Genomic DNA, 21,325 nt, shown 5'->3' on the forward strand with positions numbered 1-21,325 from the left:
ATTGCTTGATTCAAATTGTTAAAGAGCGACGCAGCTTTTGGCTGCTGCGGGAGTGGCATTCTACTCAACCGCCTTCTCGAGTCAAGCCTTATTTTCAAAGGCTTTTCGATGCTACCGACTCAGGCTTTGCGTTGCCGCTTGCCCTGTCGATGGAGGCGCATTATAGGGAGCGGATTCGTTCTGGCAACCCCTCCTCTGCAATAAAATTGCAAAAATCGGCACTTTTTTAGTTATTCATATCCAGGCACAGCTTTTATACAAACTTATCCACAGAAACCGGCCTCGAATTGCTAGAATGGCCGAAAACAAGGAGGCCAAGATGGACTTGCGACTGAGACCTTACAAGGGAAAATGCCCGCAACTGGGCAAACGGGTATATGTGGATCCCTGTGCCACCCTGGTGGGGGATATCCAGCTGGGTGACGATGCCAGCATCTGGCCCATGGTGGCCGCCAGAGGGGACGTCAACCATATCCGCATCGGTGCCCGCAGCAATATCCAGGACGGCACAGTGCTGCACCTGACCCGCAAGAGTGCCAGCAACCCCGGCGGCTATCCGCTGCTGATAGGTGAGGATGTCACGGTCGGTCATAAGGCCATGCTGCACGGTTGCACCATAGGCGACCGGGTGCTGGTCGGCATGGGTGCCATCCTGCTGGATGGGGTGATCGTTGAAGACGATGTGATGATCGGGGCGGGCAGCCTGGTGCCACCGGGCAAGCGGCTCGAGGCCGGCTTTCTTTATATGGGCAATCCCGTCAAGCAGGCCCGCCCTCTCAAGCCGGTCGAGATCGCCTTCCTGAAGACCTCGGCCGACAACTATGTGCTGCTCAAGGATGAATACCTGCAAGAGGCCTGACCCTGCAGCCACAAACAGGAAGCCCGGCATCATGCCGGGCTTCTCTTCTTATATAGCTATGTGACCATCAGGCAGGATCAGTGGGCCTGATCCCAGTTGTCACCGGTGCCCGCTTCCACCACCAGCGGCACATGCAGTTCTGCTGCGGCTGACATCTTCTCCTTGATGAGGGCGATGTACTCCTCCAGCTTCTCTTCGCGGATCTCGAACACCAGTTCATCGTGTACCTGCATCAACATACGGATCGACTCGTCTTCAATGCCCCGGATCCAGCCATCCACGTTGATCATGGCGCGCTTGATGATGTCGGCAGCGGTGCCCTGCATAGGTGCGTTGATGGCGGCCCGTTCGGCCGCCTTGCGCAGACCGGCGTTGCGGGACTTGATATCCGGCAGATAGAGGCGACGGCCAAACAGGGTTTCGACATAGCCCTGGACGTCCGCCTGCTGGCGGGTACGCTCCATGTACTCCAGCACACCCGGGTAGCGTTCGAAGTAAAGATCCATGTACTTCTGCGCTTCGGCGCGACCGATCCCCAGCTGCTTGGCCAGACCGAAGGCACTCATGCCATAGATGAGACCAAAGTTGATCGCCTTGGCACTGCGGCGCATGTCGCTGGTCACCGCATCGAGCGCGACCCCGAACACCTCGGCGGCGGTCGCCTTGTGGATGTCCTTGCCCTCGGCGAAGGCGGTCAGCAACCCCTTGTCACCGGAGAGGTGGGCCATGATGCGCAGCTCGATCTGGGAGTAATCCGCCGCCACCAGCTTGTAACCGGCGCACGGAATGAAGGCCTGCCGAATACGGCGCCCCTGTTCGTTGCGCACCGGAATGTTCTGCAGGTTGGGGTCGGTTGACGAGAGTCGACCGGTCGCCGCCACCGCCTGGTGATAGGAGGTGTGCACCCGCCCGGTCTGCGGCTTGATCATCAGCGGCAGCTTGTCGGTGTAGGTGGACTTGAGCTTGGCCAGCCCACGGTGCTCCATCAGCAGTTGCGGCAGCTCATAGGTCTCCGCCAGCTCGGCCAGCACCTCTTCCGCAGTGGATGGCGCTCCCTTGGGGGTCTTTTTGATGATCGGCAGCCCCAGCTTGGTGAAGAGGATTTCACCCAGCTGCTTGGGCGAGGAGAGATTGAACTCCTGCCCGGCCAGCTCGTGGGCCTGCTTCTCCAGCTCTGCCAGACGTACTTCGATCTCCTGGCTCTGCTGGTGCAGCAACTTGGGCTCGATGGTGGTACCGAGTCGCTCCATCCGTGCCAGCACCGGCAGCAGCGGCAGTTCGATCTCGCTGAATACCTTGGCAAGTCCCGGCTCGGCAGAGAGCTTGCCCCACAGCGTCTGATGCAGACGCAGGGTGATGTCGGCATCTTCCGCCGCATAAGGGGCCGCCTGCTCCAGTTCGATCTGGTTGAAGGTGAGCTGCTTGACCCCCTTGCCGGCGATCTCTTCGAACGAGATGGTTTCGGCGTTCAGATACCTGCGGGCCAGGGAATCCATGTCGTGGCGGCTGGCGGTGGAGTTGAGCACATAGGATTCGAGCATGGTGTCGTAGGCGATACCCTGCAGCTCGATGCCGTGGTTGAGCAGTACGTTGCGATCGTACTTGAGGTTCTGCCCCACCTTGAGACGGGTCGGATCTTCCAGCAGCGGTTTGAGCTTGCCGAGTACCACGGCCTCGGTCAGCTGCACCGGCGCCCCCAGATAGTCGTGGCCGAAGGGCACATAGGCCGCCTTGCCCGGTTCGATGGCAAAGGAGACGCCAACGACCCGCGCCTCCATATAGTCGAGACTGGTGGTCTCGGTGTCGAAGGCAAACAGCGGCGCCGCCTGCAACCGTGCCAGCCACTCATCGAATTCGGCCTCATCCAGGATGCAGCGATAGTCGGTTTCGATGGCGGCTGCCGGGGCGGCGCCTTCCTCATCACCTGCGGCTTCGCTCTCCTCGTCACCAGACTCCAGCTCTTTGATCAGGTTGCGCAGCTCATACTCGCGATAGACCGCCAGCAGAGCCTCTTTGTCGATGGGGCCAAGCTGCAACTCTTCCAGGCTCTGCTCCAGCGCCACGTCGGTCTTGATGGTGGCCAGCACATAGGAAAGGCGCACCTGCTCTTCCTGCTCGCGGAACTTGTCGGCGAACGCCTTGGAGCCACGGAAGCCGAGCGCCGCCACCTTGTCGAGGTTGGCGGCGATCTCGTCGATGCTGCCTATCCCCTGCAACAGGGCCAGTGCGGTCTTCTCGCCGACACCTGTCATGCCGGGAATGTTGTCCACCTTGTCCCCCATCAGCGCCAGGTAATCGATGATGAGCTCGGGCGGTACGCCGAACTTCTCGATCACCCCTTCCCGATCGGTCTTCACATCCTTCATGGTGTCGATCAGGGTGACATGGTCGGAGACCAGCTGCGCCATGTCCTTGTCGCCGGTGCTGATGAGCACAGGCAACTGTTTCTCGGTCGCCTGACGGGCCAGAGTGCCGATCACGTCGTCGGCCTCCACCCCTTCGACCATCAGGAAGGGGAAACCCATCGCCTTGATCATCTGGTGGATAGGGGCGACCTGGCTGCGCAGATCGTCCGGCATGCTGGCGCGTGTTGCCTTGTATTCGGGATAGATGTCGTCACGGAAGGTCTTGCCCTTGGCGTCGAACACCACGGCCACGTGGCAGTCGGGGTACTGCTTGCGAAGGCTGCGCATCATGTTGGCCATGACACGGACGGCGCCGCTAGGCAAGCCGGTCGAGGTGCGCAGATCGGCCTGCTGCGAGGCAAAGAAGGCGCGGTAAAGATATGAAGAGCCGTCGACCAGAATAAGAGGATTGCTAGAGGCCATGAAAATCGTCCTGCCAAGAATAAACAGCCGCTAGGATGCCACAGGGCCCGCACCACACCAAGGGGACTCCCACCATCACCCCGGCGCACCGGTGGGGCATATTGCTGTGGATAACTCTGTGCTCAAAAATGGCACCATTGCATCACGGCCGTGATAAAGCTGTGGATTAAAACAAAAAATATCTTTTAAAACATTACGTTGAGATCATTAAAACTCAACATGACACACGCATCATGATCTCGAACAATGTGGAAAAAAATTCAAGGGGGGTACTGAGGCAGGATCCAAAACGAAACAATCCTAGCACAGGGAGATGACTTGACCAGCGGAGGTCGAACGATAACCATACAAAAGTACAACAATCTACCCTGGCTCACATTTTCAACAACGAGGAGTCTGTCATGAAAAAAGTGGCCGTGATCTTGAGTGGTTGTGGCGTGTTTGACGGCGCCGAGATCCACGAGGCCGTCATCAGCCTGCTGGCGCTGGCCCGTCAGGGAGCATCCGTTCAATGCTTCGCCCCCAATGTCCCTCAGCTTCATGTCATCAATCACCTGACCGGCGAGGTCAGCGAGGGAGAGAGCCGCAACGTGCTGGTCGAGGCGGCCCGCATCTGCCGCGGCCAGATCAGGGATGTGGCTGAACTGGATGCAGCCGACTTCGACGCCCTGCTGGTGCCGGGCGGCTTCGGCGCCGCCAAGAACCTGTGTGACTTCGCCATCAAGGGAGCAGAGTGCCGCATCCAGCCGGATGTGCTGAAGGCCTGCCAGAGCTTTGCCAGAGCAGGCAAACCGGCCGCCTACATCTGCATCGCACCGGCCATGATCCCGCTCATCTATGGCGCCGGTACCCTGGCCACCATTGGCAACGACGAGGGCGCCGCCAACGCCATCGAAGCCATGGGTGGCAGTCATCTCGACTGCCCGGTGCGCGAATTCGTGGTGGATCAGGAGCGCAAGGTCATCTCCACCCCTGCCTACATGCTGGCCAACAATATTGTGGAGGCGGCGGACGGCATCGAGAAGACCGTCAAACAGCTGCTGGCACTCTGATTGCCCGGCAGACCAAAACAAGCGGGCCGCTCAAGGAGCGGCCCGCTTTCATTCCGGTCAATCTAGACGGGATCAGATGGCATCGCCCATCTGGTCCATCTTGCCCAGCAGGGCACGCAGACGCTCTTGCCAGGCAACGTGCTCGTTGCGCAGTTGGTGGTTTTCGTCTTGCAGCTTGCTGTTCTGCTCTTTCAGCTCGTCCAGCTCCATCTTCAGCAAGGAGATGTTGTCGACGGCGGATTGTACTTTGGATTCGAGTTGCTCAAGGACTTCTAGTGACATATGCATACCTGTATGTTCAATTGCGATGCCCCACAGAGGGCGATTCAAGCGCGTGGAGCCAGCATACCCTGATGCGCTCGGCACAAACAAGCCAGCACGTTGCAAAATGCGCCCTGCGGCCCGGTATTGCTTAAATATGCGTCGGTTTTTCTCGCAGGCAGCAGGAACCTCGATCCCGGGCGTCCGCCGTGGCATAACCCGCCCTCCTGCCGATGCCGCCATCAGCCATGCAAGGCGATGAAGCCCCCCATCATCAGACAGGCCACGGCGTACATCAACAGGCCGTAGAGCAGGTTCCAGCGCAGCAGCAGCCCGGCGCTCAGGTTGTAGCGGGACGCCAGCGCCAGATTGGAGCCGGAGAGCGGGCTCGTCCCGGTCGCCAGCCCCCACCCCATGAGGAAGCACATGCCAAGCAGGCTGGGATCCGGTGCCAGCGGCCAGAGCAACGGCGCCACCCCCGAGATGCTGATGAGAGGATGCACGCCCACTATGGCCACCAGGAAGATCAGCAGCAGGGTCAGGCAGGCTTCCAGCCAGCCGAAGTGGTTGAACAGCGGCAGGCCGTGGCCACTGCCAAAGTCCAGTACTGACAGCGCGCTGTTGATGCCAGCCGCCAGCAGGCCGGCCCCCAGAAACAGCACAAGCTGGCCACCGATGGCCGGGAAGCGCTCCACCACCTGGCGCTTGAGAGCAGCCCCTCGCCCCGCTTGCGGCATGAACAGCAAGGCCAGCAAGGGCGCCACCAGGGCGATCACCGCCAGAATGCTGAGTCCGGGCCAGAAACGGTGGATCACCAGCACCAGCAGTGCCAGGGTCACCGGTAGCCCCAGGGTCTGGAGCCGCAGCGGATAACCTTCAAAGGTCTCCACACCGAGTCGCTCTACCTGCCAGGCCGTCAGCCCCATGGCCAGCAAGGCCGCCAGTATGCCAAAAGGCAGTATGCTGCCCAGTTGCAGACCCGGTGCATAGGTGAGGGCCACCGCCATGGCGACGAAGAAGGGGGACCAAAACGCAGCAGCACAGAAGATCCGGCTCAGCACCATGACCTGACGCCGCTCCAGCGTCCCGTTGCGCTCCAGCCGATCGCCGATGATGAAGAGCACCGAAAGATTGATGACGGCCCCCAGCAGATTGAGGCTGGCCATGGTGCTCCACAGCCCCTTGCGACCGGACCAGGAGGCGGTACCGGTCAAGAGACCGGAGGTAGCCAGATTGAGGGTGCTCACTGCGGCAAACATGGTCAGCATGTTGATATTCGGCAAGAGCCAGTCACCTGGGCTGAGGCTGGCACCTCGCCACCAAGAAAAGAGCAGCAGCAGGAGCGCCGCGCCGTAGAGGGCCAGCGCCTGACGCCGTGCGGCACCCACCAGCCAGGGCCAGGTGAGCAGGGAGGCGGCCCAGGCCGCGATGGCGGCGGGCCAGGGGGAGAAGTCCAGATAAAGGTGCAGCAGGTTGAGCAGCCACATCCCCAGGATCAGAAAGCCTGACCAGCGCTTGACCATACAACGGCCTCGGTCAGGGGATCAGAGGCACTGATCCATGTCCAGGGAAGGTTTGTCGCACTCGGGGCGGCCCACAATCCTGGCGGGCACGCCAGCGACCGTGGTGTGAGGCGGCACCGGGTTGATCACCACGCTGCCGGCACCGATCTTGGCGCCGACGCCCACCTCGATGTTGCCGAGGACCTTGGCCCCCGCCCCTATCATCACCCCTTCCCGGATTTTGGGGTGACGATCGCCACTCTCCTTGCCGGTCCCCCCCAGAGTCACACTCTGCAGGATGGAGACGTCGTTCTCGATGACGGCGGTTTCCCCGACCACGATACCGGTGGCATGGTCAAACATGATGCCCTTGCCGATGCGGGCGGCAGGGTGTACATCCACGCCGAACACCACGGAGATCTGGTTTTGCAGATAGAGCGCCAGGGCACGGCGTCCCTGACGCCACAGCCAGTTGGCCACCCGATACCCCTGAAGAGCATGGAATCCCTTGAGGTAGAGCAGCGGGGTGGAGAAGAGGTCGACCGCCGGGTCGCGATCCTGCACCGCGCAGATGTCGGCGGCCACTGCGGCCAGCAGCTCGGGTTCGCTGCGCAGGGCCAGCTCGATCACTTCCCTTAAGGCGATGGCAGGCATGGTGGTGCTGTCGAGCTTGTTGGCGAGCTGGAAGCTCAGCGCCGAGCGCAAATCCCGGTGATTGAGAATGGTGGAATGAAAGAAGCTGGCCAGCATGGGCTCCTGGGCCGCCATGCTCTGCGCTTCCTGCTGAATTTTTTGCCAGGTTCTGGCAACCAGATCATCCATGTTGCAGCCTACTGTTGTTCAGGGTGAGTGCTTTGTCGTTCTTTTGTCAGCACCGAGATGGGGTCCATGTGAATGATCACATCCATCCGCTCGAAGGCCTGGCGGACGGCCAGTTCAGCCTCGTCGGCTATCTGATGGGCCCTGACCAGAGGCAGTTGATCATCGAGTTCCAGATGCAACTGCACGAAACGGGTCGGCCCGGATTGGCGGGTACGCAGGTCATGTACGCCATGCACCCCCTCTACGGCGCAGCAGAGGGCCATTATTCTCGCTTGTTCCTCCTCTGGCAACTGACGATCGAGCAGGGCCTGCACCGATTCGTAGCCGATATGGACAGCCCCCCACACCAGGAACAGACCGATCAGAATGGCAAACAGGCCGTCGGCCCAGTACCACCCTTGCCCCGCCATCACCAGTGCCACCAGCACGCCGCCATTGAGCAGCAGGTCGGAACGGTAGTGCAGCATGTCAGCCTTGATGGCCACACTGTTGGTCTTGCGGATGACAAAGCTCTGGAAGCTCACCAGCAGCAGGGTCAGCACGATGGAGCCGACGCTGACCCAGATCCCGGCCTCCAGGCGCACCACGGGCACCTGATTCAGCATCGACGAGATGCCGTGCATCACCAGCAGCAGGGCGGACCCCGAGATGAAGGCCGACTGCACCAGACCCGCCAGGGACTCCGCTTTGCCGTGGCCGAAGCGATGCTCTTCGTCGGCAGGGGCCAGCGCATAACGGATGGCCAGCAGATTGATGAGAGAGGCGCTGATGTCCATGAAGGAATCGGTCAGGGATGCCAGCAGGCTGGATGAATCCGTCATCAGCCAGGCGATCAGTTTGCCCAGGATGAGCAGGGTGGCGGTGGTCACAGCGGCCATGCTGGCCAGGGTGACCCAGCGGGAATAGTGTTGGTGGCTCAAAACCGGCTTTCCTCCGACGCGTAAAAACTTATTATACCCTGACCCGGACGTCAGTTTGGCGTGCAAAATCAACAGAGTGACTCCCAGATGAACAAAATACTCCTGGTCGACGACGATCTCGAACTGACCCAGCTGCTCACCGAAATCCTGACCCTGGAGGGGTTTGAGGTCACCGTCGCCGAGGATGGGGAAGAGGGATTGCAGCGACTGGCAGAACAGGCATTCGACCTGGTGCTGCTGGACGTCATGATGCCCAGACTCAACGGCTTCGCCATGCTGACCCGGCTGCGCAAGACCCACGACACCCCGGTGTTGATGCTGACCGCCCGTGGCGACAGCCAGGATCGGGTCAACGGGCTGGAGGCCGGTGCCGACGACTATCTCGCCAAGCCGTTCGACGACAGGGAACTGCTGGCCCGGGTGCGCGCCATCCTGCGTCGAACCCAGAGCCAGGCTCCCCAGCGCGGCGGCAGCTCGGAAGAGGTGCGCTTCATGGATCTGGTGCTGCAGCCCGGCCTGCAACAGGCTCGCTGCGACGATCAGTTGCTGGAACTCACCGCCACCGAGTTCGGCCTGCTGGAGTGCCTGCTGCGCAATCCGGGCCAGATCGTCAGCAAGGGCCTGCTCTCCGAGCAGGTGCTGGGCAAGAAGCTCGAACCTTTCGATCGGGCCATCGACATGCACCTGAGCAACCTGCGCAAGAAGCTGCCGGAGCGGGCCGACGGCCAGCCCCGCTTCAAGACGGTGCGGGGACGAGGCTACCTATGGCTGGAGCAGGCATGAAATCGGCCCGCACCTTCAACGGCCTTTCCACCCAGATCTTCCTCTGGTTCTGGTTCATCCTGCTGCTGGTCGTGGCCGCGGTGGTAATCCTACCCACCCTGGACCCCCGCAACATCATCCCGCTGCCGGCCCACGAGATTACCCGTCTCAACAACAACCTGGCGGCGCTGCAACGGGGCGCGGATCCCGAGCAGGATTTCGATCTGGCCAAGGCCATCGATGCCGCGGGCCTTTTGCCGGTGGACAACATCTATCTACGCGATGCCAAGGGGCAGATGCAGTCCAGCACCCGGCTGAGCAAGTTCGTGATCCGTTTCATGCTCGACTCGGACAACCCGGCCAAGCCCATGCTGGGCAGCGAACACCAGCGCGCCATCGCCGGCCCCTTCCAGATGGTCCATCACGGCCAGACCTATCACGTCTATTTCGGTCTGAACGTCGAAAACTCCTACCTGTTCCTCTTCATCCAGATCCTGGATCACCCCATCCAGATCCTGGGCATCGCCATGCTGGTCAGCACCCCGCTCTGTCTATTGCTCGCCTGGCGCCTGACCCGCCCCATACTGCAGTTGCAGCAGTCGGTCTCCCAACTCGCCCAGGGTAACCTGGAAATACAGATCCCCAACCTGGGGCGGCGCGACGAGATAGGCCAGCTGGCCGAACATGTCAGTCGCATGGTCGATACCCTCAAGGACATGATCCAGAAGCAGAAGCAGTTGCTCTCCGACATCTCCCACGAGCTGCGCAGCCCCCTGACCCGCATCCAGCTCGCACAGGCGCTGATCCGCCGCAAGCAGGGGGACAGCGCCGAGCTGGCGCGCATCGAAGGGGAGATAGCCCGGCTCGACAAGCTGATAGGGGATCTGCTGGATCTGTCGCGGGTGCAGCAACATGTGGAGGCGCCGGTGACGCTGCCCCTGGCGGAGCTGCTGGAGCCCATCCTGGACGATGCCATGTTCGAGGCAAACCAGAACGGCAAACAGCTCAGGCTCCCTTCCCTGCCCGCCGAATCCCTCACCATGTGGCCGGAGCTGCTGGCGCGCGCCCTGGAAAACCCGCTGCGCAACGCCCTCAAGTATGCCCGCGAGTTCATCAAGGTGGACTGGTACCGGGAGGGACGGGAGTGGGTCATGACCATACGGGATGACGGCCCTGGCGTGCCGGTGGAGCAGCAGCCCCGGTTGTTCCTGCCCTTCTTTCGGGTGGACGATGCCCGCAACGCCAAGACCGGGGGCACGGGTCTCGGCCTTGCCATTGCCGCCGAGGCGATCCAGCGTCATGGGGGGACCATCCGGGCCAGCAGCAATCAGCCGACCGGACTGGTCATCACCATCCGTCTGCCCATGCCCTGACCTCCCCCTTTTCATCGGCACGGGTGCTGGGTATGCTGGCGCCCGTTTCGCACCAGCCCAGGATCCTTCCATGCTCGATATCGTGCTCTACCAACCGGAAATCCCCCCCAACACCGGCAACATCATTCGCCTCTGCGCCAATACCGGCTACCGGTTGCATCTGATAGAGCCCCTGGGGTTCGAGTGGGATGATAAACGGGTCAAGCGGGCCGGGCTCGACTATCACGAGTTTGCCGACGTCAAGCGCTGGCCTGACTATGAGGCCTTTCTGGCGGCCGTCGCCCCCCAACGGGTCTTTGCCTGCACCACCAAGGGACGCACCGCCCACTCGGCGGCCCGGTTTGCCCCCGGTGACGCCCTGCTGTTCGGGCCCGAGAGCCGAGGCCTGCCCATGGAGATCATCGAGAGCCTGCCATTCGAGCAGCGGCTGCGCATCCCCATGCTGCCCCAGAGCCGCAGCATGAATCTGGCCAACGCTGTCGCGGTGTTCGTCTACGAGAGCTGGCGACAGTTCGACTATTCAGGCTCGCTCTGACCGCTGACGATATTGGCAAGGCGGCCAGAATTCAGACTGACTGCGCCGTCCCCTGCCCCGCCAGCAGCCGTCCATCACGCTCCAGTCGCCAGCAGAGCCAGCCCAGCGTCAAGCCACGACCGGCCATCAGGGCACTCATGGCGGCCCACAGGGCCGCCACACCCCATCCCTGGCAGAGCCACCAGATGGGAAAGAAGCCGGCAAACACCGCCACCAGCATGCTGTTGCGCATCTCCCGGGCCCGGGTGGCGCCGATGAAGACCCCGTCCAGCAGGAAGCACCAGACCGCCAGCAGCGGCATGGCCACCAGCCAGGGGAGCTGACGTTGCGCCTCGGCGATCACCGCCGGTATGTCGGTAATGTGACGGATGAGCCAGTGGCCCCCCAGGGCAAACGAGAGGGTGAATGCCAGGGCGATCAGCAGCGCCCAGCCCAGATTGAGGACGATGGCCTCCCGCAGCAGCGGCCTATCACGCCGCCCGATGGCGCGCCCTACCATGGCTTCCACCGCATAGGCAAATCCATCCAGCCCGTAGGAAATCAGCATCAGGAAATTGAGCAGCACCGCATTGGCGGCCACCGCCACATCCCCCAGTCTGGCCCCCTGCAGAGTCATGAACACGAAGCAGAGTTGCAGGCAGAGGGAGCGGATGAAAATATCCCGGTTCAGGGCGAGCAGCCGCAGCAGGGCCGGCCACTGGCGCCAGCGCTGCCAGGCGTTGTGCCACACCCCGGGGTCAAGTCGGCGCAGATGCCGGCTCACCAGCCAGAACCCCACCACGAGCGTGCTGTAATCCGCCAGCAGGGATGCTGCGGCCACCCCTTTCACCTGCCAGCCCAATCCCAGCACGAACCAGGCATCCAGCACCATGTTGACGAGATTGCCCAGGATCAGCAGCAGCATGGGACTGCGTGCATCCTGCATGCCCAGCAACCACCCCATGATGACCAGATTGCACAAGGCCGCCGGGGCGCTCCAGACCCGCACCGACACATATTGACCGGCATAGGTCTGTACCTCGGAAGAGCCGCCGCCGAGGGCGATGATGGCAGGCAGGAACGGCAACAACAGGAGCAACAGCGCCATGCCCAGTCCGATCGCCAAGCCCAGGGCCCGCGCCAGGGTGTCGAGCTGCCCTTCGGCATGGGCTGCACCCTGAGCCTGGGCAGTCAGCCCTGTGGTGGACATGCGCAGGAAGCCAAGCAGCCAGAACAGCAGATTGATGAAGGTCGCACCGACCGAGACGCCGCCGAGAAACCAGGCCTGGCCAAGATGACCGATCACCCAGGTGTCCACCAGCCCCAGCAAGGGCGTGGTGACGTTGGAGAACACCATGGGCAGGGCCAGGGCGAAGACGGCTCGGTGGCGGCGAGGATCCTTCAGCCAGGCGGGAATCAGCATGGTGCGCGCCGGGCTCACTCGCCAGCCAGCCGCACGATGCGCGCGAAGTCGGCCACCATGGTCTGCATGTCCACGTGGGGCACCTCACCCGGTGCCACTTTGGGTCGGAAGGTGGCCACCAGCTTCCCCTCGGGGTTGATCAGCACGATGGAGGCGGAGTGGTCGATCAGGTAGTCCTTGCGATCCCCTTCCACGATGGAATAGACCAGCCCCAGATTGCGGACCAGAGGAAAGAGGGCACTGTGAGGTGCGGTCGCCGCCTTGAACTCGGGCTCGAAGAAGGCGGTATAGCTCTTCAGGCGGGCGCTGTCATCCCGCTGGGGATCCGCCGAGATGAATACCACCTGGCTAGTGGGGGCTATCTTCTTCAACGCCGGATAGACGCTGCGCAGATCCGCCAACGTGGTCGGACAGACATCCGGGCAGTAGGTGTAGCCGATGAACAGAAAGCTCCAGTGTCCCGTCAGGTTGGCAGGGGTAAAGGGCTGTGCATCCGCATCCGTGAGGGCAAACGGGTTGATGTCTCGCCCCGCCGGGTAGTAATCGGCCTGTTCCGGCACCGCGGGCTGACTCCAGTAATAAGCCGCCGCAATGGCGCCGATGAACAGCAATAGCAGCAGGTAAAAGCGTGGTTTAACCATATAAAACAAAGCCTTGCTTATGTTAGAAGCCCTGGGGGCAAAACCGGTAGGGGTCATTGTAACCCGCCTGCCCCCGCCGATGGCTAGTCTTGCATCCCGGCGGGAAAGCGTCTGTGCCATGGATAAGCCGCATCGGCGCCAAAACAAGAGCCCCGCTCTGGCGGGGCTCTTGTTTGTACAGGAAGAGGGATCAGGGCCGCAGCCTGTGCTGCGGCTGGGCACGTCTCAGGGGGACGCGCAGCGGGATGACGGGGGCAGTCCAGGGCTCATCCGGCAATCCGATGTCGTGATGACGGCGAAACAGACGAACCAGGCGGACAATCTTGTCTTTGGGGCACCCAAGCCAGATGGTCCAACCATCTCCCTTGTGATAGACCCAGAGCGCATAGAACCATGTCATCCGACTGCCCTTGATGAATCGGGTGATGGAAGATGCGGGCGCTGCGGCCGGCACCGGATCCCACGGCGAGCTTGAAGCCATACCTGTCCTCCTTGCTCAACAGGTCACGCTGACGGGTCTCTTTGTCCCCAACGACGAACCAACCACGGCAGCGTACTGACTGTACGAGTCCCCAGTCTGAGGCGACTCTCCCTTATGCGCACCGACCCGGCGATCATGCATCCCTGCCATGGCGTACTGCCCGGTGCGACTCCCCCTTCCCTGATCACCGACCATGACAGGGGCCTTATCAAAGGATATATCCGAAATGCATGTCGTGCGGCGAGACTATGTGCACAGGAAGGAGAAGCGAAAAGGTGGGGAGGGAGATGCCATCGGCAGATGAAAATGAAGAGGCCTCCCGCAGGAGGCCTCTTCATCGCATCGGATGCTTACATCCAGTCGGCGTTGCGGATCACGCCGACCGCCAGGCCCTCTATGGTGAGGTGCTGACTGGCGAGATCCACCTCGATGGGGGAGAGATCTTCGTTTTCCGGCAGCAGCCATACCTGGCTGCCCTTGCGCTGGAAGCGCTTGACGGTGACGTCCTCGTCCAGACGTGCCACCACGACCTGGCCGTTACGTACCTCCTGGGTCTTGTGTACCGCCAGCAGGTCCCCGTCCATGATGCCGATGTTCTTCATGCTCATGCCCTGCACCCGCAGCAGGAAGTCTGCCCGCGGGTGGAACAGGGCGGGATCCACCTGGTAATGGCTCTCGATGTGTTCCTGGGCCAGGATGGGTTCCCCGGCCGCCACCTTGCCGATCAGTGGCAGGCCGTTTTCTTCAGGCTGCACGTCCTCTTCTTCGAGCAGCAGACGAATGCCGCGGGACGTGCCCGGCATGATCTCGATGACCCCTTTTTTGGCCAGGGCCTTCAGATGTTCTTCGGCCGCGTTGGCCGACTTGAAGCCAAGCTTCTGGGCAATCTCGGCGCGAGTCGGCGGCATGCCGGTCTCGTTCATGTTCGCCTTGATGAGCTCGAGTACTTCAGCCTGGCGAGGGGTAAGGGGTTTCATAGCATGGGCACCTGTCTTTTTATACAGCACACTGGCAGTATATACAGTGCTGGGGCCAAGGCAAGGCGCAACTGGCATTTGTCGCGACCCGACGCACATTTGTCCCTCCCCCCGCTCTGAAGTGCCGACTCATCGTACCTCTCGGCGACAAGCTGTCGGTGATTTGCTATGCTCACGCCGCATTTTTTTGGAGAGCAGACGCACATGTCCCTTGGACAGAAGATTTCCAGAGCCATCCTGCAATGGCCGGTCAGCGGCTTGGTCAATCACAAGAGCCTGCCGGAAAATCCCATCACCGAGCTCAAGCTGGATCCGGCCAGACCCATCGTCTACGCCCTGAAGACCAGCTCGATCACCGACCTGATGACCCTGCAACAGTGCTGCGAGGATCTCGGCCTGCCCGGCCCCTTCACGCCGCTGGAGCTGAACGGTCAACTGCTGCCACGCTACGTCTGTCTGGATCGTCCGCCTCCCCTGTTCGGCACGCGCAACAAGCCACTCCCCTTCCTGCAGGAGTTCCACCAGCTGCTGGACCTGCACAAGCAGGATCCGGCGCTGGACATCCAGGTAGTACCCGTCACCCTGTTCTGGGGCCGCGCCCCGGGCCGGGAAGACGAGGAGGCCTCCGGCTGGAACATCATCAGCAGCCTGGCGCCAAACCGCCTGAAGAAGGCGCTGATCGTGATCCTGAAAGGGCGCGAGAACCTGGTGCGCTTCTCCCCGCCCCTCTCCCTGCGCTACATGGCGGACAAGCACGGCACCGACGAGGCCATCGCCCACAAGCTGGCGCGGGTGGCCCGTACCCACTTCAGCCGCCAGCAGCTGGCCGCCACCGGGCCCAAGCTGCCGAACCGCAACCTGCTGTTCAAGCAACTGCTGGATTCGAGCGTGATCCAGCAGGCCATCGAGGAGGAGGCCAGACGGGAAGGGATCAGCCTGGAGAAGGCGCAAAAGCGTGCCCACGGCTACATGGACGAGATCGCCTCCAATTTCTCCTATCGGTTGATCCGCCTCGGGGAGAGTTTCCTTGGCTGGCTGTGGAACAAGCTCTACCGGGGCCTCTCGGTCAACGGTGCCGAGCAGGTGCGTCAGCTGGCCCAGGAAGGGCACGAGATCGTCTACGTCCCCTGCCATCGCAGCCACATGGATTACCTGCTGCTCTCCTACGTCATCTACCACCAGGGCATGGTGCCGCCCCACATCGCGGCGGGCATCAACCTCAACTTCTGGCCGGCAGGCCCCATCTTCCGCCACGGCGGCGCCTTCTTCATCCGCCGCACCTTCAAGGGCAATCCGCTCTACAGCACGGTATTCCGGGAGTACCTCAACCTGCTGTTCGCCAAGGGCTACTCGGTGGAGTTCTTCACCGAGGGCGGGCGTTCGCGTACGGGTCGCCTGCTGCCCCCCAAGACCGGCATGCTGGCGATGACCCTGCAGGCCATGATGCGCGGGCTGGACAGACCGGTGACCCTGGTCCCCGTCTATCTGGGCTACGAGCACGTGATGGAGGTGAACACCTATCACAACGAACTCAAGGGGAGCCGCAAGGAGAAGGAGAGCTTCCTGCAGGTGCTCGGCATCCTGCGCAAGCTGCGCAACTATGGCCGTGGCTTCGTCAATTTCGGCGAGCCGCTGACCCTCAACAGCTATCTCGGCGAACATGTGCCCACCTGGAAGGAGAGCATCGGCCGGGAGGAGCGTCCCGAGTGGATGGCCTCCACCGTCAACCAGCTGGCCGAGCTGCTGATGACCCGCATCAACGATGCCGCCGCCGTCAACGGCCTCACCCTGAGTGCCCTGGCCCTGCTGGCCGCCGAGCGCCACGCCCTGACCCGGGACGAACTCCAGGCCCAGCTCAACACCTATCTGGACCTGCTCAAGCAGGTGCCCTACAGCCCGCACAGCACCATGCCGGACGAGGACGCCAGGACCCTGCTGGAGCAGGCGATGGAGCTCAACAAGTTCGAGGTGAGCGAGGACAAGCTGGGCCAGATCATCAGCCTGGACCGCTATCAGGCGATCCTGCTCACCTACTACCGCAACAACATACTGCACCTGTTCGCCATGCCCTCCCTGGTGGCGGCCCTGATCGAGCGGTGCGAGGGGATCTCCCGCAGCGAGATCGTCGCCCGCTGTGTCGACATCTACCCCCTGCTCAAGACCGAACTCTTCCTGCGCTATGAAGAGGACGAGCTGCCGGAGCTGATCGATGCCCTGCTGGCCGAGCTGTTGCGCCAGCAACTGGTCGAGGCCCGCGACGGCGGCTACTGGGTCAACCCCGGCAACCAGATGCGCCTGCTGCTCTTGGCCGAAAGCATTCAGGAGACCCTGCAACGCTACGCCATCGTGCTGACCCGCATGCTGGCCCAGCCCCACATCGAGGCGGAGCAGCTGGAAGCGGACGGCCTGATGATGGCGGAGCGCCTCGGCACCCTGCACGGCATCAACGCCCCCGAGTTCTTCGACCAGAAGCTGTTCAGCACCCTGATCCACACCCTGCGCAGCGAAGGCTATCTGGATCCGGGCTGCAAACCGGATCTCGGCCGCTTCCAGGCATTGGCCGACAACATAGTGCCGCTGCTCAGCAACAAGATCCGCCGCACCATCCAGGCGGGCAACCGGCTCTGAGGCGTCGACACCCAACAAAAAGGCCGCATCATGCGGCCTTTTTTCATCAAGGAAGGGGCGCGGGTTAGAGGTAGTGAACCATCACCCCGAGCAGCACCAGCGCCCCCACGTAGTTGTTGTTGAGAAACGCCTGGAAGCAGGCTTCCCGCTGCCGCTCCCGGATCAGTCGCTGCTGGTAGACGAACAGCGCCGCCGCCCCCAGCAGCCCCCAGTAATAACCTGACCCCAACCCCATCAGCTGCCCGACCCCCAGCAGGATCAGCAGGGTCGCCAGTTGCAGCGCGCCGATGATCCGCTTGTCGTGGCGACCGAACAGGATGGCGCTCGATTTCAGGCCGAGCTTGAGGTCGTCATCCCTGTCCACCATGGCGTACTCGGTGTCATAGGCAATGGTCCACAGCAGGTTGGCAAGAAACAACAGCCAGGCTTCCGGCGGCAGGGTATTGGCCTGGGCCGCATAGGCCATGGGAATGGACCAGGAGAAGGCCATGCCGAGCACCAGCTGGGGGATGGGGATGAAGCGCTTCATGAAGGGGTAGCAGACCGCCAGCAGCAGACCGGCAAAGGACAGGCTGATGGTGAGCGGGTTCAACGTCAGCACCAGGGCGAACGAGAGAAGCGCCAGCACGGCAAACAGCACCAGCACTTCCCGCTCGGCGACCCGCCCCATGGGCAGCGGTCGCCCGGCGGTGCGTTTGACATGACCGTCGAAGTTGCGATCCGCATAGTCATTGATGACACAGCCGGCGGAGCGCATCAGAAAGACGCCCACCACGAACACGGTCAGGATCCAGGGGTCAGGCAGGCCACCAGCCGCCAGACAGAGCGCCCACAGGGTCGGCCACAGCAGCAGCAGGGTACCGATGGGCTTGTCGATGCGGGCCAACTGCGCATAGGCCAGTCCCCGCTCCTTGGTTAACAGCTTCACTCCAGCTCCTTATCCGATGGCAACGAATGAGACGATAGCGAGGGCAGGAAAAGTTCATGGACCAGCAGTGGCCATTGCCTCAGAAACAGGCGGGAACGACGCCCCCAGACGGTGGCGGCCGGACACCAGGGATTGCTCGCTATCTCGAAACAGGCCAGTTGCAGGTGATCCCGCCGCGCCGGAGCATCACCGAAAATGCGCTCTCCCAGCGGCTGCTCTCCCAGATCCTGCAAACCGCCCCCCTGCAAGGCAGCTTCGGCAAACAGGGTCCAACCCAGGATGGCAGGCCCGCCATCACCGTGCAGGATCACCTCGCGGCACATGCCCACGGGGGCCGACACCGCCACCAGCGCCTGCTCGTCCACCGTCAGCGACACGGCGCGATTGCCGAGCAGTTGCACCGAGAGGTGATGATTGTAACGACGCAGGCGCCGGGTCATGGAATCGGCCTCCAGCAACCAGGGACGCAGCGCCTCGGGTGGTTCGCACTCTGCAGGCGCCCGCCACGGGACGAGCTGGACGAGGGGAACAGTCAACTCGGACTTCACAGCTTCACCATCCGGAGATTTCCGTTGTCAGGTTAAAAACCGGTTTATTATCCGTAAATCAATGGCGAATTGTAAGAACATCCGTGCTTGACGGCCCCGATGGCAGCATCAAAAATGGGGCATCCGTCGCTGCCGAGCCATCCAGATGAAGATCTTCAGAATTCTGCTGCTGTCCCTGGGGTGTACCCTCTTGAATACACAGGCCTTCGCCAATGAGGAAGAGGCCACCGATCCCGCCTCCTCCGCCGTCCAGCCGGGATTCGCCTATCACGCTCTGGATCCGGACATCATCACCAACTACCTTGGCGACGGCAAAACCCTCGGCTATGTACGGGTGACGGTAGAGCTGATGGCCACGGACGCTGCCGACCTCAAGTTGCTGGAGCAGCACGACCCCCTGATCCGCGACGCCATCATCCGGCTGATTGGCAGCAAGACGGGCGCACAGATCAAGTCCCTGGTGAACCGGGAAGAGCTGCGCAAGGAGTGTGAGGCCAAGGTCAATGAGCTGCTGGTCAAGGAGACAGGCAAGAAGGCGGTCCGCGAGCTCATCTTCACCAAATACCTGTACCAGTAACCACACCGGGAGGGGTCCCGCCCCTCTCACCCGTTGCATTCACTGTCGAGGACGTCATGGGTCACAAGACGCTGTGTGAGTGGCGCCGTCACGAGATCCCCGCCGATCTCAAGACGCTGCGCAAGATTGTGCGCAAACCCAAATTCGTGTGTGGCAAGTGTGCCCGCAGCGCCAATGACAAGGATTACCTGTGCCAGCCGCTGCGGCTGAAGCATAAAGAAGGGTAGGTCCCTCTTCTCACGAAGAGGTTCACGCAAGATTTCAGAAGAGAGAGGAAGGCTGATTTATTGATCAGTCCAGCCATGGCGACCCTGTTCAAACAGGCGACGGGCCTGCACGTCGTTGGGACAGACGCCGCGATACTCCTCTCCCGACCGTCCTGCCAGATAGAGATGCTCGGGTCGGCAATACCAGGCCAGCCCCTTCTGGCGACCCAGCTCCCAAAGGGCAACGTCCACTTTTTCCCCGCACTGGGTCTGGTGAAAAGCAACCCGATCGCCAGCAAAACCGAGCTTGCCGTCCGCCTCTCCCACGTCGCTCCACACCTTCTCGCAAGGGTCGTCGGAGTTGGAAACACAGCCCCCGAGCAGGGCGGCACAAAACATGATGACGAGTGAGCGCATATTCATCCTTGGCGTCGTTGGAATCGTTGTTGAGCCGCTGCCTGCCTCGTACAGCGTCATTTGAGCAGTTCATTCTAACCAGCCCGCCCCATTCTCACCAAGGGCTGCCCCCCTAGCCACACAAAAAATCGGGCGGGCACCAGGCCCGCCCTCAGGCGTTACAGGGAGTCACTGATCGTCGAGAGGGTCATAGTCCTGCCAGCTCTCGTCATCCAGCTCCTCCAGCTCGTCTTCCCAGGATTCCGGCTCCCAGTCATCATCGAGATCGAAATCAGGCGTCTGCGTACCCATGCTCATTCTCCTTGGATAGTGCACCGGCCTACAAAGTCTATCCAGAATAATGGGGCTCGCCAGTGGTTCCGATCAGAGCTTTACCTGGGTGCAGCCACCTGGAGTCATGGCTCCGGTGGCATCCACGCTCTGTGTCAACCTGGTGACAGACCGGGCGAACACGTCGGCTGGCAGTTCCCGCGCAGGGCGACGGGGCACCGACTTGGTCTTCGGTCACAACGCCTTGAACATGCTTGCCTCGCCCTGTCGTGGCATCGCTCCTCAGGTGCTCTGGCGCTTTTGCAATTGAAAATCCAGGGCGAGGCTCATGCCGGCCACCTCCTCGCCCGCCAGCTGGCGCAGGATCAGCTCCGCCGCCTCCCTGCCCATCTGGTGATAGGGGATCCTGACCGAAGTCAGCGCAGGATGACAGGCGCGCGCCACATCCAGATCGTCGAAACCGGCGATGGCGAGCTTGCCCGGCACGCTCAGATGGCGGCGCTGGCATTCGAACAGCACCCCGGCCGCCAGCTCGTCGTTGACGCAGATCAGCGCATCCAGTTCGGGCCAGCGCAGCAGAAACTCCCCCAGCATGGCCGCCCCCGTGCTAAAACTCGGCAGCTCAGAGGTGTTGATGATGGCGTCCGGGGAGAGGTAGTTGTCCAGCAGCGCCTTCTGCCAGCCCTGCATGCGCTGCTGCAGCATCCACTGCTCCTGGCGGGCACAGAGAAAGCCGATGTTGCGGTAGCCGCGCTCGATGAGGTGGCGGGTCAGCTGGTAGCCGGCATCGAAGTTGGAGACCCCGACGTTCATGTCGATGGGATGGCGCGCCATGGCTCCCACCTCCACCACCGGCAAGCGGGCCGCCTGCAGGCGCTGCCGGATGACCTCCCCGGGATCCCCCCCAAACAACACCACAGCGGCCGGATTGTGCTGCAGGAAATTGCTGAGCAGGCTGGCCTCCTGCTGCTTCAGGTGCTGGGCATCCCCCAGCATGATCTGGTAGCCCTCGGCGAGCAGGGTCTGCTGCAGCCCGGCAATCATGTCACCGCAGGCGCGCTCCGCCAGGCTGGGGACGATGACCACTATGGTCTGGGAAGTGGCGGAAGCCAGCGCCCCCGCCGCCCGATTGGGGATATAGCCGAGCTCATCCACCGCCGCCTCGATGCGCTCTCGCATCTTGTCTGACACCAGCTCGGGGGTGCGCAGGGCGCGCGACACCGTCATGGCTCCCACGCCAGCCAACTGGGCCACGTCGTTGAGGGTCACCCGACCCGTGCTGCGGCGTTTTTTCGCTTCTGACATCCTTTCCCTTCCTCGGCATACGGGTGCTCAC

23 protein-coding genes are annotated in these 21,325 nt (G+C 62.1%); 9 read left to right on the forward strand and 14 right to left on the reverse strand.

What is annotated here, in order from left to right; translation table 11 throughout:
* Both AB5Y64_RS00315 and AB5Y64_RS00320 read left to right on the forward strand, forming a co-directional pair.
* The coding region (locus AB5Y64_RS00315; protein ID WP_368203035.1) for a hypothetical protein at positions 1-230 on the forward strand (230 nt) is incomplete at its 5' end.
* 89 nt (positions 231-319) lie between these two features.
* Positions 320-859: a gamma carbonic anhydrase family protein gene (locus AB5Y64_RS00320; protein ID WP_039041153.1), complete on the forward strand. Its 540-nt coding sequence runs from the start codon at positions 320-322 to the stop codon at positions 857-859.
* 77 nt (positions 860-936) lie between these two features.
* Here the strand turns inward: AB5Y64_RS00320 and polA are convergent, their stop codons facing one another.
* Entirely contained in the window at positions 937-3,687 is a 2,751-nt protein-coding gene (gene polA, locus AB5Y64_RS00325; RefSeq protein WP_039041150.1) for a DNA polymerase I, read from the reverse strand.
* Positions 3,688-4,088: 401 nt separating this feature from the next.
* Between polA and elbB the strand changes: the two genes are divergently transcribed.
* Positions 4,089-4,739, forward strand: coding sequence for an isoprenoid biosynthesis glyoxalase ElbB (gene elbB, locus AB5Y64_RS00330; RefSeq protein ID WP_039041149.1), 651 nt, complete (start codon positions 4,089-4,091; stop codon positions 4,737-4,739).
* A gap of 72 nt (positions 4,740-4,811) precedes the next feature.
* On the opposite strand, the gene AB5Y64_RS00335 is transcribed toward elbB, so the two are convergent.
* The 4 genes from AB5Y64_RS00335 to AB5Y64_RS00350 form a co-directional block, all read right to left on the reverse strand.
* Positions 4,812-5,021: a cell division protein ZapB gene (locus AB5Y64_RS00335; RefSeq protein ID WP_010672454.1), complete on the reverse strand. Its 210-nt coding sequence runs from the start codon at positions 5,019-5,021 to the stop codon at positions 4,812-4,814.
* A 221-nt stretch (positions 5,022-5,242) separates the two neighbouring features.
* Positions 5,243-6,523, reverse strand: coding sequence for a hypothetical protein (locus AB5Y64_RS00340; RefSeq protein ID WP_010672453.1), 1,281 nt, complete (start codon positions 6,521-6,523; stop codon positions 5,243-5,245).
* A gap of 21 nt (positions 6,524-6,544) precedes the next feature.
* Positions 6,545-7,324 carry a serine O-acetyltransferase gene (gene cysE, locus AB5Y64_RS00345; protein WP_010672452.1) on the reverse strand — a complete coding sequence of 260 codons (780 nt, stop codon included), beginning with the start codon at positions 7,322-7,324 and terminating at the stop codon, positions 6,545-6,547.
* Between the two features lie 8 nt (positions 7,325-7,332).
* Positions 7,333-8,244, reverse strand: a complete 912-nt coding sequence (locus AB5Y64_RS00350) for a cation diffusion facilitator family transporter (protein WP_039041148.1) — start codon at positions 8,242-8,244, stop codon at positions 7,333-7,335.
* Between the two features lie 87 nt (positions 8,245-8,331).
* On the opposite strand from AB5Y64_RS00350, the gene AB5Y64_RS00355 reads away from it, so the two are divergent.
* From AB5Y64_RS00355 to trmL, 3 genes are all read left to right on the forward strand, one after another.
* Complete coding sequence (locus AB5Y64_RS00355) at positions 8,332-9,027, forward strand: response regulator (protein WP_010672450.1); 696 nt, start codon at positions 8,332-8,334, stop codon at positions 9,025-9,027.
* Positions 9,024-10,379, forward strand: a complete 1,356-nt coding sequence (locus AB5Y64_RS00360; RefSeq protein ID WP_039041147.1) for an ATP-binding protein — start codon at positions 9,024-9,026, stop codon at positions 10,377-10,379. Before AB5Y64_RS00355 ends, AB5Y64_RS00360 begins: the two co-directional genes overlap by 4 nt.
* Positions 10,380-10,449: 70 nt before the next feature.
* Positions 10,450-10,914, forward strand: a complete 465-nt coding sequence (gene trmL / locus AB5Y64_RS00365; RefSeq protein ID WP_039041146.1) for a tRNA (uridine(34)/cytosine(34)/5-carboxymethylaminomethyluridine(34)-2'-O)-methyltransferase TrmL — start codon at positions 10,450-10,452, stop codon at positions 10,912-10,914.
* Between the two features lie 31 nt (positions 10,915-10,945).
* Here trmL and dinF read toward each other — a convergent pair whose 3' ends face one another.
* The 4 genes from dinF to lexA all read right to left on the reverse strand — a co-directional run bounded on the left by dinF (position 10,946) and on the right by lexA (position 14,415).
* Positions 10,946-12,316, reverse strand: a complete 1,371-nt coding sequence (dinF, locus tag AB5Y64_RS00370) for an MATE family efflux transporter DinF (protein ID WP_052258911.1) — start codon at positions 12,314-12,316, stop codon at positions 10,946-10,948.
* 14 nt (positions 12,317-12,330) lie between these two features.
* Positions 12,331-12,957: an SCO family protein gene (locus tag AB5Y64_RS00375; protein ID WP_039041144.1), complete on the reverse strand. Its 627-nt coding sequence runs from the start codon at positions 12,955-12,957 to the stop codon at positions 12,331-12,333.
* Between the two features lie 190 nt (positions 12,958-13,147).
* On the reverse strand, positions 13,148-13,357 hold the full coding sequence (locus tag AB5Y64_RS00380) for a hypothetical protein (protein WP_080560358.1): 210 nt from the start codon (positions 13,355-13,357) through the stop codon (positions 13,148-13,150).
* A gap of 431 nt (positions 13,358-13,788) precedes the next feature.
* Entirely contained in the window at positions 13,789-14,415 is a 627-nt protein-coding gene (lexA, locus tag AB5Y64_RS00385; protein ID WP_039041143.1) for a transcriptional repressor LexA, read from the reverse strand.
* A 204-nt stretch (positions 14,416-14,619) separates the two neighbouring features.
* Here lexA and plsB point away from each other — a divergent pair, with 204 nt between their 5' ends.
* The gene (plsB, locus tag AB5Y64_RS00390) at positions 14,620-17,043 is read left to right on the forward strand and encodes a glycerol-3-phosphate 1-O-acyltransferase PlsB (RefSeq protein ID WP_039041142.1); all 2,424 of its coding nucleotides are present in this window, start codon (positions 14,620-14,622) and stop codon (positions 17,041-17,043) included.
* Between the two features lie 64 nt (positions 17,044-17,107).
* On the opposite strand, the gene ubiA is transcribed toward plsB, so the two are convergent.
* Together ubiA and AB5Y64_RS00400 are read right to left on the reverse strand one after the other, a co-directional pair.
* Positions 17,108-17,971 (reverse strand): 4-hydroxybenzoate octaprenyltransferase, encoded by an 864-nt coding sequence (gene ubiA / locus AB5Y64_RS00395; protein ID WP_039041141.1) that lies wholly within the window; start codon positions 17,969-17,971, stop codon positions 17,108-17,110.
* Positions 17,968-18,519 carry a chorismate lyase gene (locus tag AB5Y64_RS00400; RefSeq protein WP_039041140.1) on the reverse strand — a complete coding sequence of 184 codons (552 nt, stop codon included), beginning with the start codon at positions 18,517-18,519 and terminating at the stop codon, positions 17,968-17,970. Before AB5Y64_RS00400 ends, ubiA begins: the two co-directional genes overlap by 4 nt.
* Before the next feature lie 145 nt (positions 18,520-18,664).
* Between AB5Y64_RS00400 and AB5Y64_RS00405 the strand changes: the two genes are divergently transcribed.
* Positions 18,665-19,096: a flagellar basal body-associated FliL family protein gene (locus tag AB5Y64_RS00405; RefSeq protein WP_010672440.1), complete on the forward strand. Its 432-nt coding sequence runs from the start codon at positions 18,665-18,667 to the stop codon at positions 19,094-19,096.
* A 56-nt stretch (positions 19,097-19,152) separates the two neighbouring features.
* The gene (locus tag AB5Y64_RS00410) at positions 19,153-19,323 is read left to right on the forward strand and encodes a hypothetical protein (RefSeq protein WP_010672439.1); all 171 of its coding nucleotides are present in this window, start codon (positions 19,153-19,155) and stop codon (positions 19,321-19,323) included.
* Positions 19,324-19,380: 57 nt separating this feature from the next.
* On the opposite strand, the gene AB5Y64_RS00415 is transcribed toward AB5Y64_RS00410, so the two are convergent.
* The 3 genes from AB5Y64_RS00415 to AB5Y64_RS00425 all read right to left on the reverse strand — a co-directional run bounded on the left by AB5Y64_RS00415 (position 19,381) and on the right by AB5Y64_RS00425 (position 21,294).
* Positions 19,381-19,719 (reverse strand): DUF2799 domain-containing protein, encoded by a 339-nt coding sequence (locus tag AB5Y64_RS00415; protein ID WP_010672438.1) that lies wholly within the window; start codon positions 19,717-19,719, stop codon positions 19,381-19,383.
* A gap of 168 nt (positions 19,720-19,887) precedes the next feature.
* Positions 19,888-20,010: a hypothetical protein gene (locus AB5Y64_RS00420; protein ID WP_010672437.1), complete on the reverse strand. Its 123-nt coding sequence runs from the start codon at positions 20,008-20,010 to the stop codon at positions 19,888-19,890.
* A gap of 261 nt (positions 20,011-20,271) precedes the next feature.
* A complete protein-coding gene (locus AB5Y64_RS00425) occupies positions 20,272-21,294 on the reverse strand; it encodes a LacI family DNA-binding transcriptional regulator (protein ID WP_039041139.1) in 1,023 nt (340 codons plus the stop codon).
* Positions 21,295-21,325: the final 31 nt, after the last annotated feature.

It is taken from the genome of Aeromonas sp. R5-1, from assembly GCF_040908265.1.
GTDB lineage: Bacteria > Pseudomonadota > Gammaproteobacteria > Enterobacterales > Aeromonadaceae > Aeromonas > Aeromonas caviae.